The sequence below is a fragment of the Thermoplasma sp. Kam2015 genome, from assembly GCF_003205235.1.
Classification (GTDB): Archaea; Thermoplasmatota; Thermoplasmata; order Thermoplasmatales; family Thermoplasmataceae; genus Thermoplasma.
Map to the genome: position 1 here is coordinate 130,672 of NZ_QJSM01000026.1, position 14,781 is coordinate 145,452.

12 protein-coding genes and 1 other RNA gene are annotated in these 14,781 nt (G+C 44.1%); 5 read left to right on the top strand and 8 right to left on the bottom strand.

Annotation, left to right across the window (positions count from 1 at the left end):
* Positions 1-353: 353 nt before the first annotated feature.
* A complete protein-coding gene (locus tag DMB44_RS06245; RefSeq protein ID WP_110641885.1) occupies positions 354-2,078 on the bottom strand; it encodes a DUF2070 family protein in 1,725 nt (574 codons plus the stop codon).
* Positions 2,079-2,162: 84 nt separating this feature from the next.
* Positions 2,163-2,399: a phosphoribosylformylglycinamidine synthase subunit PurS gene (gene purS, locus DMB44_RS06250; RefSeq protein ID WP_110641887.1), complete on the bottom strand. Its 237-nt coding sequence runs from the start codon at positions 2,397-2,399 to the stop codon at positions 2,163-2,165.
* Positions 2,400-2,854: 455 nt separating this feature from the next.
* Here purS and DMB44_RS06255 point away from each other — a divergent pair, with 455 nt between their 5' ends.
* The 5 genes from DMB44_RS06255 (at position 2,855) to DMB44_RS06275 (ending at position 8,148) form a co-directional block, all read left to right on the top strand.
* Entirely contained in the window at positions 2,855-5,197 is a 2,343-nt protein-coding gene (locus DMB44_RS06255) for a plasma-membrane proton-efflux P-type ATPase (protein WP_110641889.1), read from the top strand.
* 632 nt (positions 5,198-5,829) lie between these two features.
* Positions 5,830-6,171 (top strand): tRNA-binding protein, encoded by a 342-nt coding sequence (locus DMB44_RS06260; protein WP_110641979.1) that lies wholly within the window; start codon positions 5,830-5,832, stop codon positions 6,169-6,171.
* A gap of 18 nt (positions 6,172-6,189) precedes the next feature.
* Entirely contained in the window at positions 6,190-7,143 is a 954-nt protein-coding gene (locus tag DMB44_RS06265; RefSeq protein WP_237265332.1) for an alpha/beta hydrolase, read from the top strand.
* A gap of 40 nt (positions 7,144-7,183) precedes the next feature.
* Positions 7,184-7,372: a hypothetical protein gene (locus DMB44_RS06270; RefSeq protein WP_110641893.1), complete on the top strand. Its 189-nt coding sequence runs from the start codon at positions 7,184-7,186 to the stop codon at positions 7,370-7,372.
* A gap of 11 nt (positions 7,373-7,383) precedes the next feature.
* Positions 7,384-8,148, top strand: a complete 765-nt coding sequence (locus tag DMB44_RS06275) for a glycosyltransferase (RefSeq protein WP_110641895.1) — start codon at positions 7,384-7,386, stop codon at positions 8,146-8,148.
* A 37-nt stretch (positions 8,149-8,185) separates the two neighbouring features.
* On the opposite strand, the gene rnpB is transcribed toward DMB44_RS06275, so the two are convergent.
* From rnpB to gyrA, 6 genes are all read right to left on the bottom strand, one after another.
* Positions 8,186-8,479, bottom strand: an RNA gene (gene rnpB / locus DMB44_RS06280) — RNase P RNA component.
* Between the two features lie 188 nt (positions 8,480-8,667).
* Complete coding sequence (locus DMB44_RS06285; protein ID WP_110641981.1) at positions 8,668-9,570, bottom strand: ATP-binding cassette domain-containing protein; 903 nt, start codon at positions 9,568-9,570, stop codon at positions 8,668-8,670.
* A gap of 12 nt (positions 9,571-9,582) precedes the next feature.
* Entirely contained in the window at positions 9,583-10,377 is a 795-nt protein-coding gene (locus DMB44_RS06290; protein WP_110641897.1) for an ABC transporter permease, read from the bottom strand.
* Positions 10,378-10,477: 100 nt separating this feature from the next.
* Positions 10,478-11,677, bottom strand: a complete 1,200-nt coding sequence (locus DMB44_RS06295) for an extracellular solute-binding protein (RefSeq protein ID WP_110641898.1) — start codon at positions 11,675-11,677, stop codon at positions 10,478-10,480.
* A gap of 41 nt (positions 11,678-11,718) precedes the next feature.
* Positions 11,719-12,339 (bottom strand): isochorismatase family cysteine hydrolase, encoded by a 621-nt coding sequence (locus tag DMB44_RS06300; protein ID WP_110641900.1) that lies wholly within the window; start codon positions 12,337-12,339, stop codon positions 11,719-11,721.
* Between the two features lie 53 nt (positions 12,340-12,392).
* Positions 12,393-14,774, bottom strand: a complete 2,382-nt coding sequence (gene gyrA, locus DMB44_RS06305) for a DNA gyrase subunit A (protein ID WP_110641902.1) — start codon at positions 14,772-14,774, stop codon at positions 12,393-12,395.
* Positions 14,775-14,781: the final 7 nt, after the last annotated feature.

A 14,781-nucleotide genomic window follows, 5' to 3' on the forward strand; every position in this document is an offset into this window, starting at 1 on the left:
TGTGATTTTCTCTATCGTCGATGTCATTCTAAGAAATGAATGAGACATAACTGTATCATGCCAGGGAAAATGGATCGATAAACTGGACTACATATCCATAGGATATCATGACCGGGAATACGGGCTTATAGCCAAAGTTGGAGGTTTGATAGAAACATCAGAAACCTTTTTAGACAAGAGATACGCGGAATTATCCATTGAATGGATCTATAAACAATCTTTCCATGTTCCTTTTGTATTCTCCACGATATTGGCTCTGTTCGGAACATATCCTTAGAGGCGGACGCATCTTTGCTGAAATGAAAGTTCGAAGATCCCGCTGAGGAGTGACTCACATCTTCCAGTGAATGTGATTAGATGAACCTGAATATGAGAAAAGTTGTGGCTATGGACGTAGGTATGGTATATATAGCTGTGAATTTAGCCGTGCGTACTGCCGAAAATACCGTAGATATAAGCGACTGAAAATTGTTCTTTTCGCCCATCTTGACCGTCGTAAATTCAGTAGCCATGCCTATGAGAACAGGTTCAACGTCATTCTTCGCCCTTTTGACAGCCTCCACTATCAGATCTGATATTTTCTCCAGATCGCCCTTTGAACCCAATGGAAACACGTCAAGAACGCTTGCATTCACATAATGGTTATCTGTTGTATAGATCTCTACGCCTGCGACGATGCCAGAAAGCTTGGATCTTACCTTCTCTATGAGTTCAGTCGTTATATTGTTGGAGTCGGTAAGCACAACAGCATCATATCTATCACCGGTCTGAAAGACAGTCGCCTGTATACCCATAGATGCAAGACCTGGTATATCCTCATAAATCCTCGCGTATCCCACCTTGGCTTCATACTTGGGTTCATCCCTTTTGAATTCTCTTTCGAATGCCTTAATGGTGGTTGAGCAGTTCTTAAGCTCGGGTGCCTTTTTGGTAAAATTGTTCTGTGCATCTATAACGGTAAAGTCCTGAGCACCGATCTTTTTCATATGCGCAATGATCTTAAGACCCTCTTCAAGCGCTACATCGTCAAAGGGTGTTTTTTCAGGGACTATTGCTCCAAAGGCAAAATTGCCGAATCTCTCTATGAAAATTACATATTTACCAGCGACTACCTTTCTTGGCCTGGACATCTTATCAGTGAATACAAGCTTGCTGTGGGCTTGTCGAACCGCTTCCGCAATATTGTCTATGTCCTGATCTCCTCTGCAGTTATTATCGTTGCTAGTTGTGGTATGAAACACCATCAGATCGTTCAGCTCTGGAAGCCTCATGCTCAGACGTTCAGGAAGGTTACTGCTGCCAAGGGTTCCAAATGGGCCTGGGTGTATATAAGGAAAGATCATGCTCACCTTTATGGTTCCATCTCTTCTTCTTATCTCTATAAGCTTGACAGGGATCTTTCGCTCATGGCTGTATATTCTGTCAAAGAAATGCTTAACTGAGATATTAGATTCAAGACGCTTACCTGAATTCAGGAAAAATTCGAGGATCTTTGATGGGGACGATCTGTATTTCTTCACAAATTTTGATGTCGACCTCTTAACAAGGAAATATGCCGCGACCGCATAAATCAACGAGGATATGATGAACGGCACAATAAGGATATACTGTGATCTGAACAATATGAGGAATATGATCAATGCTGAATAAACATAATTCATAGATGGTACCAGATCTCTGATCCCGTCTGCTGGATAAAAAACGTAGAATATCAAGAATCTGAACAATGTGGTTGAAGATATTGCAAGTAGAAGTGATGCATCATAGGAACTGAAGGCGTGTGAAATTAAGAGGATCCAGAAGAAAACGTTCCATATGACAAGCGAGACAAAATTAAGATATATACTTCTCCTCAATGGAAACACAATCTTAGTCAATTTTGTGAAAAGCAGATCTAGAAGAATGGATATGAAGAAAGTGCCTGGTACTATCAGCAATGTTATTACAACGCTTTTTATAAAATAATAGTCAATTAAACCTATGACTATCAATGGAATTACGAAGTACTTCGGAGAGACAGATTTTTTGACAAATACCGATAGATCGTCTATGCTTCTCTGTTTTTGTGCTAGCAACATATCTGTAATATAGAGAAGTATTTCTTTTTTATGCGTTATATTGAAATTTATGTTAAAAATTTATGTTATTAACTTTTTGACAATTTAAGCAATTGACCCGTCGACCACACCTATGCTATATGTATGTATGACTGGATTTGCCAGTATCTTCTTCGTCACTTCATAAACCTCTGACTCATCAGTTGCCTCAATGTAGTAAACCTTTGATGTCTTAATATCCTTTATTCCCTTGTATCCGAGTATATTGAAATTCTTGAGTATGGTAACAGCTTCTGGATCTTCAACACCTTCCTTATACCTTATTTCAACACGGAATTTCATAACCCAGTATTTGATCGCCGTTAAATATATTATGTTTGATCCGGGATGACCGTTTCTTTGGTCCCAAGATGTTAGAACTTTCCGTGCTCAGCATTAGGATGACCTCTCCATGAGGCGTCTATTTTCCGTAATTATAGAAAAGTTAGGAGTTTGAGGGAAGCAGTAAAACTCCTCTTCAGACATGAGATACACGGACTTCCCCAATAGAATTATACCTAAGTAGGATAGGTGCAGTCCGAATACACGCCTGTGGAGATCGCCACTTCGGGCTTGTACGGAATATATCCGTACAGGCAGAGGTCTCTTCGATAAAAGGAAGATCCGATGCTTCAGCGGAGGAGTAGCTCACTTCCGTAGAACTGCATGGCAAAGGCTATATGACCTTTTCTCTGGGCATAATCATCCTATACAAAAATCTGACTTCCCTATAAATAGAGTGATGATATTATGAGGATATGGGTGATGAAAAGGCCGATGTGGATAAGATCCTGAAAGAACTTGAGACAAGCCAATCTGGCCTAACAGAAGAGGAAGCACAGAAAAGGATCGATCAGTACGGTTACAATGAGATACAGGAAAAGAAGGAAAACAGAGCCATCAAATTTCTCAAAAAATTCTGGGCACCCGTTCCATGGATGCTGGAAGCCACCATAGTCATAACAGCCTTACTTGGTAAATATCTTGATACTTACATAATTTTGTTTCTCCTTGTTTTCAATGCATTCGTAGGATTTTTTCAGGAATCAAAAGCCGAAAATGCCGTGGAGCTCCTCAAACAGAAGCTAAGGGTCAAGGCAAGAGTTGTCAGATCAAGCAACTGGAAGCAAATCGAGGCCAGGTTCCTGGTGCCGGGAGATGTTATAGACATAAGGCTGGGCGACGTGGTACCAGCTGATTCAGTCATAATATCTGGCAGTCTCGAAATTGATCAATCTGCACTGACGGGAGAAAGTGTAGCGGTTTCAAAGGATAGGGGAGATACTGCATACTCAGGATCTATAGTCAAACGTGGAGAAGCTTTGGCCGTGGTGGTTAAAACTGGATCTTCAACCTACTTTGGAAAGACCACCGATCTTATACAATCTGCAGGAACAAAATCACACATAGAATCACTCATATTTGGCATAGTCAGGGATCTGATAATACTGGATGTGATCCTTGTCCTGATAACCGCCGTATACTCTTACTTTATTCATATACCGATACAGAATATAATCCCATTCATCCTCGTGCTTCTGATAGCCTCAATTCCCGTGGCACTTCCCGCAACATTCACGATAGCCATGGCTTACGGGGCTCTCGACATTTCTAAAAAGGGCGCGATAGTTACCAGACTGAGCGCAATAGAGGATGCTGCATCCATGGATGTTCTCTGTTCTGATAAGACGGGGACCATAACGAAGAATCATCTTACGGTTGCGGACCCAATAGCTCTCAATGCAGATGAAAAGGATCTCATCATGTATGCTGCATTTGCCTCTGAAGTTCAGAGCGACGACCCTATAGATAAGGCCATACTGGAATATGCAAGGTCCAGGAACATGATGCCTGATTTTTCAATCAGAACAGCATACACGCCATTTGACCCATCTACAAAGCGAACCGAAGCGGTCATCAGGATAAATGGAAAGACGATGAAGGTTGCCAAGGGTGCACCACAGATCATAAGCCAGCTGTGCAGCATGAAATACGATGATATAATGGATGACGTCGTGAATCTTGCAAAGCGTGGTTACAGAGTCATAGCTGTTGGTGCTGGGGAGGATAAGATGCACCTCGCTGGTTTGATACCGCTTTACGATCCGCCACGTGATGACTCAAAGCAGCTTATATCGGATCTAAAGGATCTAGGCATCTCAGTTAAGATGGTAACAGGCGACAATGCACCCATCGCTGAAGAAATTGGGAAACAGGTTGGCATTGAGGGAAAGGCTTGCAATATCCATACCGATGGCAAATTTTCGGACGAATGCGCCATATATGCAGAGGTCTTTCCAGAGGATAAGTTCAAAATAGTAAAATCTCTGCAGGAAGAAGGTCATATAACTGGAATGACCGGCGACGGTGTAAATGATGCTCCTGCGTTGAGGCAGGCGGAGGTGGGTATAGCAGTCAGCAACGCTACGGATATAGCAAAGGCTTCAGCAAGCATAGTACTCACGCATGAAGGTATTTCTGACATAGTCGAGGCAGTCAGAGAGGGAAGGAGGATATTCCAGAGGATGCTGACGTACACGCTTAACAAGATCGTGAAAACTATACAGGTTGTGGTGTTTCTGACAGCATCATTCTTCGCTGTGCATTTCTTCGTCACCACTCCATTTGATATAATACTGCTCCTATTCGCCAACGATTTTGTAACCATGTCGATTGCGACAGATAACGTTAGATATTCAAATAAACCGGAAAAATGGAATGTAAAGGCCATGGTTGTCACGTCCGGTCTTATAGCGGCCCTTCTCGTAGTTGAGGGTTTTATAATTCTCTACACCGGTCTGTATCTTCATTTCTCAAAAAACATGATACATACGCTGATATTTGATATGCTGGTATTCAGCGGTCTGTTCAATGTTTTCATGGTCAGAGAAAGGGGACGCTTCTGGCACTCAAAGCCTTCACGATATCTGATGATCTCAATACTTGGGGATATAATTGGAATCGGCCTGATATCCGCGCTGGGTATCCTCGTTAGCAAAATACCAGTGTATTCCATACTGATGGCCCTGGCATTCGCATTCGTCTGGATGGCCTTCCTTGACACGCTGAAGAACTATGTTTTCAGAATATACGGTCTGTGATCAAGCTGTTCGTGAAACAATTGCATGGAACCGGCAGGTGGGATTGGCGTTGAATAGACGCTGACATCTAGACACAAGTACCGTGACCGAGCCGTCTGAAGTTTAAACCTTATATATTTTAATTTAGAATGCATGTAAGAAATACACATCTGCCAGAATGATTTATATCTGACATTTTAAAGATCTGAAAGATGCTTGAGAACAATACTTGCTGTCAATCAGCGCCTTCCATGTGTGCATCCATAGATGATGATAAATATTTAAAGAGAGGTTAGGGATTGGGGGAAGCAGTAATTCTCCTTCTTCGGACAGGAGATACACGGACTTCCTCCAATGCTATGAATTATAAATTGTCCTCCCATATTTTTCCGTATCATCCACGATAACCAAGTGTACGATGCTTGAGTAGGATCGGTGCGATCCGAATTCACTCCTGTGAATATACCTCTGGCGGGATGCCTGATCCATGAAGGTATTAGCTAAGTGTCGTTGAATCAGGAAGCTCCGAAGCTAGAGCAAGGGATAGCTGACTCCATCATTCCTTCATCTAATGTGCGGATCTGAGGAGCTCAGATGCAGTATTATATCCATTGAGACAATATTGCTGCTGAACGGATTTGGAGGTGTTGATGATGGAGATCAAACCAAGGATAGACTATGAAACTTTTTCAAAAGTTGATATGCGCGTCGGTATAATAATGGATGTCCAGGATTTTCCTGAGGCTAGAAAGCCGGCCTACAAGCTGCGCATCTTCTTTGGAGACGATATAGGATACAAAAATTCCTCAGCACAGATAACCAATTATCCTAAGCAAAACCTCATTGGTATGAGGGTCATCGCTGTTGTCAATTTTCCGCCAAAACAGGTCGCAAATTTCAAGTCGGAAGTCCTTGTCCTGGGGGCGCTTACTAACAATGGTGTGAGACTTATACAGGCCGATGATCTCTCTCAACCCGGCGACAGAATAGCATGAGGTGATAGATTGATAAACATGCTCGAGGAAAAAATAACATCCGAAGTTCTATCTGGGAATCCACTTGGAGATCCAGTTACAAGGGATGTGAATATCATCGAGATAAGTCCAAAACCGCGTTCTCCAGTTTTGATAGGCCTTGCTGGATTCACCGGATCTGGAAGAAGTTTCCTGAACAGATCGTTTACCGCACTGGATTTTATAACCGCACTGAAGGACATAGAACAGAAGAGAATAGATCATGGCTTCATACTTATCCTTCCAGACGTTATGACCGGACTCTACGGAAACCAATATCTGAACTCAGCAGCTGTTGGAGACTATGAGGATTACATTGTGAAGGAAATCGTCGGATTCGTAAGAGAGAGATATGGAGAAAGAGCAATGGCGTTATTCGGAAAATCCTCAGGAGGCTTCGGATCTTACACGCTCGCTGTGAGGCATCCGGACATATTTTCTGGATTCATAGACGTTTCAGGCGATTCATGTTTCGAGTATGAATACATCCCTGACTTTCCAGATACATATAAGGAGATACACAAATACGGCATATATCGCTGGTACGACGAGATACACAGGAAACTCAGTCTCCAGAATCAGGACATAAAGGTTGCAAATATTGTTGCCATGTCCGCCTTTTACAGCCCGGATTCTGGCAGCCCAATGGGGATATCATTCCCGTTCGATCTTGAAACTGGCGAGTTCAATGAATCTGTTTGGTCAAGATGGCTGCGATTCGATCCGGCAAGAAATATAGATGAATACATGGATGTGCTGAAGGATATGGCTGTCTTTCTGCAGGCTGGCATACGAGATGAATTTCATGCAGACATAGGGATCGGGGTGATGCACAGAAAGCTTGAGAGAGAAAATGTAGTGCATTTTTACGAGCTATATGACAGCGGGCATTTTGGCATTGATTACTTCTACCTAAAGTCTATGCCACTTCTGCTGGAACTGATCGAACAGTGAATGGAAAAAGTTTAATAACCGTACAACACATTGCAATCAGATGGAGAAAACTTGTGAAGTTACAGGCTGCACAAATCCGAGTTTCAAGACCGTACCAGCAGAACTTGCCAGAAAGGTATTTTCTTTATCTGTCGATAAGACAAAGGTACACCTCTGCAAGGAACATTACAAGGAATATAAGAAGAAGACCAAGGAAGACAGAAAGATAGATAGGGCCGACTGGGTCTGATTGGTTCGATCATGGTCAACTACGGTGCATCTATCGTTGTTACGGTTAAGGATGAGGGTAAGAATCTCAGGGATCTTCTGGAAAGCATAAATCGCAATGATTTCAGACCGATGGAGACGATCGTCGTTGATGATTTGAGCACGGACGATACGGAGGAGATCGTCAAGCAATACGATTTCACCTTATACAGAAGGATCAGATGCTCCAGAGGTGAGGGAAGGAATATCGGATCGAAGATGGCCAGATACGATTTTCTCCTCTTCACGGATGGCGATGCCACGGTGTCCGAAGGTTGGATTTCCGGTATGACCTCTGCCCTGGCGGAGGGAAATGATGCAGTTATCGGTCTCACCCGGTACATCGGTAAAGAGAGATACATGCAGGAACGCGTGAAGATATACATGAACGGCATTGAGGTTACTGCACCGTCGGTCAATCTGGCTTACAGGAAGGAGAAATTCTTAGAGCTTGGAGGTTTCGATCCCGAATTTGTTACGGCAGAAGACATAGATCTGAATATAAGGGCGGTTGAAGCTGGATTCCATTTTGCGACATGTGATAGATGCATCGTCTATGCAAAGACGAGAGAAAATCTACGGTCGTTCTTAAGGCAGGCATACTGGAATGGATATGGAAGGTATCAGCTCGAAAGAAAACACCCTGGTGTTCTTAGGAAAACTGAGATAAGGATCGGTAAAAATTTCTTCGACTTTCTTCACATGGCCGCCGGAGCAACAGGATATCTTTCCGCTAAATTTGATTACAGGAAGAGATGATGCATCTTGCTCGGACCCAACGAATCTGAAAAGGCGGGAATACGCGGAGTAAGCCCCCTTCTGTTCACCCTACGGGCTGGCAGCATTCGACTATTCGTCTTACCCGATCCTAGCGGCGGGCTCACAGGATCCGTTTAGACTTTCTCCATCCGGGGAGGCTTTCCATCGGATCCTCCGGGAACGTCATCCCTTCGGAATCATTCTTAACCGGAGACCGTGAATTTCTTTTGCCTTTACCATCCTTCTCAGGATACCAGCTTGCGCTGGTCGGATTCCGCCGTGGAGGGGGGACTTTCCTCACCTCAAGAGCGTCAGCTGCCCTCGCGCTTTCCCGCCTGCTGTTTCCAGCCTATCATTATCCCTAACACTTATATTTATCTGATCTCCGGTTGAGGCCCTGAATTTCACGCGTGAAGAAATGGATATATATCAGCAATGACCTTTAATCTGCATCTTTACGCATATCGTTGCCTCCACAAAGAGCAGATTCCAGAGTTCACGATCGATCGCGATATGGATCTATGCACTGGACTCACCTGAAGAAATCATCTCCTTGGCGGATGATAGATCGAACTGGAAGTGATCAGCCATAACACTGGACGTTATGAAGTAGTTCTCGTCACCGATTCTAATGGAGCATACATATCCTTGTCCGGATCGGTTGCAGATTGCCGGATATCCTCTATCCGATGGTATCACTGAACGTTCGCTCAGCCTGTAGTACTTTCCATCAATGCGAACTACATTGCGAAAGTCCAGCAGAGAAGCGCTCTCATAATACCGAAGATCCTCAATGCTCTTTACAGATTCAATTATCCTGCCATTGGACATAATGGATAAAGTATCAAAACCAAGTTCAAGATCCCGTGAGTTATGAGTAACGTATATATAATCTATATCGTATCTCTCCAGAAGTTCGGCAACGCTTATCACCATTGACATCCTTGATCTCTCGTCCTGCATTGAGAATGGTTCATCCATAAGAAGCAGTTTCGGTTTTGATATCACAGCTCGTGCAACAGCCACTCTCTGCTGTTGACCTCCAGATAGTTCCCAGGTATTCTTATCGAGAAGATCGCTGAGGTGCATGAGATCCACGACCTCCCTGTATATATTGTAATCACCATGGCCATATCTTATCGAAATCGCAAGGTTTTGCCTCACATTATACTGCGGAAAGAGGAGGAGATTCTGTGGTATATAGGTTATCCTGCGTTTCCACGGCGGCAGTTTTTCAACATGTTCACCATTGAGTATGATCTCCCCTGTTGAATCTATTATTCCAGAGATCGCTTTGAGAAATGACGACTTACCTGCGCCGTTCTCACCCATTATGAAATTTTTCCTTCCCCCGGTACTGTAGTGATCGACATTGAGAACAAATTTTCCCAGACTTGCATTAAGATTATTTATCTCAAGCATTCCAGCCACACTCTAAGAACGTATCCCGACAGTTTCCACAATCCTAAAAACACCGGTCACCACTATGCCTGTGAGTATCAGTATTGCGGATGAAGCGGCTGCAGGATCGAGGCCGTAACCGAGCCACTGGGAATATATGAAGACTCCTGCGAGCTTCACAAAACTTGGAAAGATGTAGTATGCAACTATCAATATCGCTCCAACCTCCGAAACCGATCTGGCCCAGGACAGAAGGAAGCCCTTTATCATAGATCTTGCCAGAAGCCTCATCGAAACTACCAAGAAGCTTATGCCCTCACCGATTCCAAGAGTCTTCGCAACATCCTCATAATCCACCACGTTACGCTGATAGCTTACACCGACTTCCCTTATGGAGTACGCCGAGGACAGAAAGAACAGCGTTATTATTACCGCGAAAAGTGTGTCATCAAACGAGTAGCCTGGTATGTACTTCGAGAGTATGTGGCCTATGGGCATTGAAGGCTCAAACGTGAGAAGCATTATTATACCGACGACCGTGTGCGGTATCATAATGGGAATCTCCACAACGCTGTCCACCGCCTTGAACACTGCTGATCGGTGTCTGGACATCGTATACGCATATGGTACAGCAGCCATGACCGAAAGAACCGCAACGAATGCACAGACAATATAAGTGTACTCTATGGACGGCAAGATGCCGGAATGCAGATCGGTCAATATCTCGGACAGGGATGAATAGGTGAGGGCCCTTATCAAAGGTATGATGAGTACGAGAAGGTATATCACAAACACCGGTACAAACAGATAAGAAAGACGCCCTCTCATCTCACAAAAACACCTCTACACGTGATCGCCTTTAACATATTTACGCATGCGCATTCAAGAAAAACTGTGTAAAATATAATATTATGTAAAAAATAAGAAATCAGTCATATGAGGATACTGGCAGATACGATGGAGGCGTAACCACCAGACCCTTCAGCTGACTTGGTACGTTGCCCACATAGAATGGCTGCGATAGCGGATCGAATTTGCTCATGGAGAGGTATTGCTGCCCAAGACCGGTTATCAGGTCGTAAACGTACTGTATCGCATATGGGTTCGTGTAGTTGTTTATTACGGTGACGCTGTAGAATATTGGCGCACCTGGTAGATTGCCCACGTTATCCCATGCTGGACCGCTTTCATTTATCTGTTCGTAGAAGTCGTCAACGGTCTTGTTGACGCTGCCAAGGTTTATCCATGTTGGAAGCCCATTTGCACCTGTGGAATTCTGATAGTAGTCCAGTCCCTGATTTATGGCCTGCGAGACGTAAGTGAGAGCATAATCGGCCGTTCCAGCTGTCAGGTATCCGTCAAGTCCTATTTCGACTGTGGTCAGTTTCGTTGTGCCATTGAGATACTTCGATATGAATATCTGATGGTAGAGCGCCATCGAATCGTTCATCGGATATCCAAATTTATCATGGAACCAGTTGTTGTAAGCCCTATTGTAATTCATGTATTCAGTGAAGTTGTTGTTGAATGCAAGTCTAACATAGTAACTGACCGGCTCGCTTCCTTTAATAACAGTTGTATTATCCCAACCTGTGTAAAGTACTCCGGCCAGCTTCATGGTTTCTATGGCCTGGAAACCGCTTGGGTCCAGAGAAGCGTTTGACGCTGCCACTATTGCACTATTATTGGTTATATTCTCGAACCAATAAGGATAACTTGAAGGTATGGAATATTTGCTGTTAACCCAGGTTATTGCCATCTCGTTGGCTGAGAATATGATCTGCCATGATGCGTAATGCGTCTGATTCATAAGATCCTGATAAAGTATAGGAGCTGACGCGGAGATGAATACGCTGTAGTTCTTACCTTCCTGTACCTCCCTGGCACCGCTTATCGAACCTGAGAAGGTCATGCCCACGCGCACCCCGGTCAAGTTAGTGAATTCTGGATTGAAATCGTTTCCAAGAGCGTATTTCAGCGATCCTGCGGCAAAGGTATTTATGGCAGGTTTCGAAGGGGTGGAAACCGTGTAATGCCCGGCGGCAAAGCCTATCACAATTCCAACAACAAGAAGGACGACAGATATGCCGACCCATTTAGTTGAGGCGGGTTTTATTGGATTTTCCATGATTAGTTAATATCGTAAATAACTAAAAAAGTTTGTTTATTTTATTTCCAGGTGTTAATAATTTCTTCGGAGTGGGCTACAATGGCCTGGGTCTTCAGAACTTTCAGGGCTGCTTCATGCATCTCTCTGTTGGAGGATGAAACACAATCCTCGACAACCACCGGATAGAAACCCCTGTTTCCTGCACTTCTTGCTGATGATTCTATACCAAACTCAGTGGCTATGCCGGTGAATATGACTGTGTCTATATGCGCATTACGCAGCATCAGCTCGACGTTTGTACCGATGAAAATATCAGCCGTGTTCTTGTTAACCACCATATCGCTGGCATCTGGCGCGAGATCGGCATAGATTTCTGATTCGGGTGATCCGGGCTTCATGAAACTGATCTTCTTCGGATCAGAAACGCCGTATCTCTTCATAGAGGAATACAATCTGAACCCAGACTCATATTCGAAGGGCAACGGGGTGATCTTCGTATAGAGTATCGGTATATGATAATGCCTTGCCTCAGCTATAAGTTTCTTCAGAGATGAGACAAACTGATCTCTATTGAATATTCCGTTAACAAGTGCGTTCTGGACATCCCAGACGACAAGGATCGAATGATCCGGGCTTACCATTTCTTTCAGATTTTCATATATCTTTCCTTCTATAACCATAAAAAATGAATAGAAGAATAGATATTAAGATTTTTCAATGAAATATTTACAAGTCATTTAATCACAGCTGCGGCTATTATCCTGTCATCATCGTCTATATCCATCAGCTTTACGCCAGATGTCACCCTGGATGTCTCAGGAATTTCCGAAGCCTTTATCCTGATGGTCTTCTCATTCATCGACACAAGTATAACCTCGTCATCGCTGCTCACCGGTATCGCATGACTGACCTTTCCTGTCCTCTCAGTATCCCTGTACACCATCACGCCGGATGATCCCCTATGATGTATTGGAAATTCCGAGATGCTGGTGCGTTTTCCATACCCCTTCTCTGATATGCTCAGAATATCCTCATCCTCATTGACTACGAAGGCTGTGAGTATCTGGTCCCCCTCATTCAGGCGCATAGATCTTACACCCATGCTTGTTCTCCCAGTTTCTCTTATCTCAGAGGTGTTGAACACTGATGCCTTACCCTTTGACGACAATACGAATATATTCTGATCCTTCGCCGTATATGATACGGACACAAGCTCATCGCCTTCGTCAAGCGTTATGATCTTGATCCCGGAACTCTTTGAATCAAAGACAGGATCCGCCGCAGTCTTCTTTACCGATCCGTCCCTTGTAACGAGGATCAGATAGTATCCCTTCTCCGGCGGCGCCTTCATGATCTCGGTGACTCTCTCTCCATTGGAGAGCTTTAGGAAAGCTGCAGCTGATACGCCAAGAGAGGTTCTGCTCTTCTTCGGTATCTCATAGGCCTTCGATTTGAAAACCCTGCCAGTATTGGTGAAATAGTAAATCGTATCGTGAGAGAAGCAATGGATCATGCTCTTTATGCTATCTGCGGTCTTCATAGAAGTGCTTACGCCCTTGCCACCCCTGCGCTGAGATCTGTATTCATCTGCCTGTACACGCTTCACTAGGCCACCGTAGCTCAGCATAAGAAGGGATTCTTCATTTGGAATCAGATCCTCCGTTGTCCTCTCCGTCACACCTCTGAACTTTATCTTCGACCGCCTCTTATCACCATATTTTCTCTTTATCTCCTCCATCTCGCTCTTGAATACCTTTATCCGCTTTTCCTCAGAGAGTATGGTCTCCTCAAGATCCTTTATATCCGCTTCAAGTTGCGATATTTCTGTTCGTACAGATTCCTGTTCCATATTGACCAACCGCTGGAGACGCATCTCCAGTATGGCCTTTATCTGCCTGTCATTGAGTTCAAATTCCTTCCTGAGCAAATTCCCTGCCTGATCAGCATCTCTTGACGATTTAAGGATCTCCACAACACGATCTATATTTTCAATGGCCGTCAGAATGCCAGTCAGAACATCCAGCCTTTCCTTTTTCTTGTCAAGCCTGTACTGGGATCTCCTGAGAATGACGTCGAGCCGGTGATCTATAAATGAATCTATGAGCTCTTTGAGATTCATCAGCTTGGGTTGATTCCCCACAAGCACCAGATTTATTATTCCTATGCTGCTTTCGAGTGCGGTGTGCTCATAGAGCTGGTTGAGGACAAGCGATTTTATATCATCATCCCTCACCCTGACCACTATTCTGATGCCATTCCTGTCGCTCTCATCCTTTATATCCGTTATATCCTTTATTATCTCATTCTTGGCTAGATCCGCTATGGACTGTACAAGATCTGCCTTATTCACACCATAGGGTATGCTCTTTATTATTATTCTCCGATCCTCTGAGAGATCGACCTCACCCTGCACTATGACCTTCCCCCTACCTGATCTGTAGGCATCTATCAGTTCCTTTCCATAGAAGATTATACCTCCTCCTGGAAAATCGGGACCCTTAACGTATTTGAGCAGATCATCTACCGGTGCATCCCTGTGATCGACCTCATACAGTATCGCATCCGATATCTCTGTGAGATTGTGCGGCACCATGTTCGTTGCCATTCCAACTGCTATACCAGAGCTTCCATTGACAAGAAGGTTTGGAATCTTAGCCGGAAGATATTCAGGCTCAGACAGAGTACCATCAAAATTCAACCTGAACGGCACCGTATTTTCATCTATATCATCCATCATGTCCTCTGCTATCTGGGTGAGCCTTGCCTCCGTATACCTCATTGCAGCTGGAGAATCTCCATCGATCGAGCCGAAGTTTCCCTGACCATCTATCAGAGGATATCTGAGGGAAAAATCCTGCGCCATCCTCACAAGCGCATCATATATGGCCATGTCACCATGAGGATGGTATTTACCCATGGTTTCACCGACGATTCTTGCACATTTCTTGTAAGGTTTATCATGGGTTACGCCCAGCTCTCTCATTGAATAAAGAACACGCCTCTGCACTGGCTTTAGACCATCCCTGACATCCGGTATTGCCCTGCTTACGATCACGCTCATAGCGTATTCTAGATACGACTTTCTTATCTCAACCTCAACGGCTCTCTTTTCCATACATCAC

Bases quoted from the DNA above. Each gene is read 5' to 3' on its own strand.
- DMB44_RS06245 (WP_110641885.1), bottom strand. From the start codon at position 2,078: ATGTTGCTAGCACAAAAACAGAGAAGCATAGACGATCTATCGGTATTT.
- purS (WP_110641887.1), bottom strand. From the start codon at position 2,399: ATGAAATTCCGTGTTGAAATAAGGTATAAGGAAGGTGTTGAAGATCCA.
- DMB44_RS06255 (WP_110641889.1), top strand. From the start codon at position 2,855: ATGGGTGATGAAAAGGCCGATGTGGATAAGATCCTGAAAGAACTTGAG.
- DMB44_RS06260 (WP_110641979.1), top strand. From the start codon at position 5,830: ATGGAGATCAAACCAAGGATAGACTATGAAACTTTTTCAAAAGTTGAT.
- DMB44_RS06265 (WP_237265332.1), top strand. From the start codon at position 6,190: ATGCTCGAGGAAAAAATAACATCCGAAGTTCTATCTGGGAATCCACTT.
- DMB44_RS06270 (WP_110641893.1), top strand. From the start codon at position 7,184: ATGGAGAAAACTTGTGAAGTTACAGGCTGCACAAATCCGAGTTTCAAG.
- DMB44_RS06275 (WP_110641895.1), top strand. From the start codon at position 7,384: ATGGTCAACTACGGTGCATCTATCGTTGTTACGGTTAAGGATGAGGGT.
- DMB44_RS06285 (WP_110641981.1), bottom strand. From the start codon at position 9,570: ATGCTTGAGATAAATAATCTTAATGCAAGTCTGGGAAAATTTGTTCTC.
- DMB44_RS06290 (WP_110641897.1), bottom strand. From the start codon at position 10,377: ATGAGAGGGCGTCTTTCTTATCTGTTTGTACCGGTGTTTGTGATATAC.
- DMB44_RS06295 (WP_110641898.1), bottom strand. From the start codon at position 11,677: ATGGAAAATCCAATAAAACCCGCCTCAACTAAATGGGTCGGCATATCT.
- DMB44_RS06300 (WP_110641900.1), bottom strand. From the start codon at position 12,339: ATGGTTATAGAAGGAAAGATATATGAAAATCTGAAAGAAATGGTAAGC.
- gyrA (WP_110641902.1), bottom strand. From the start codon at position 14,774: ATGGAAAAGAGAGCCGTTGAGGTTGAGATAAGAAAGTCGTATCTAGAA.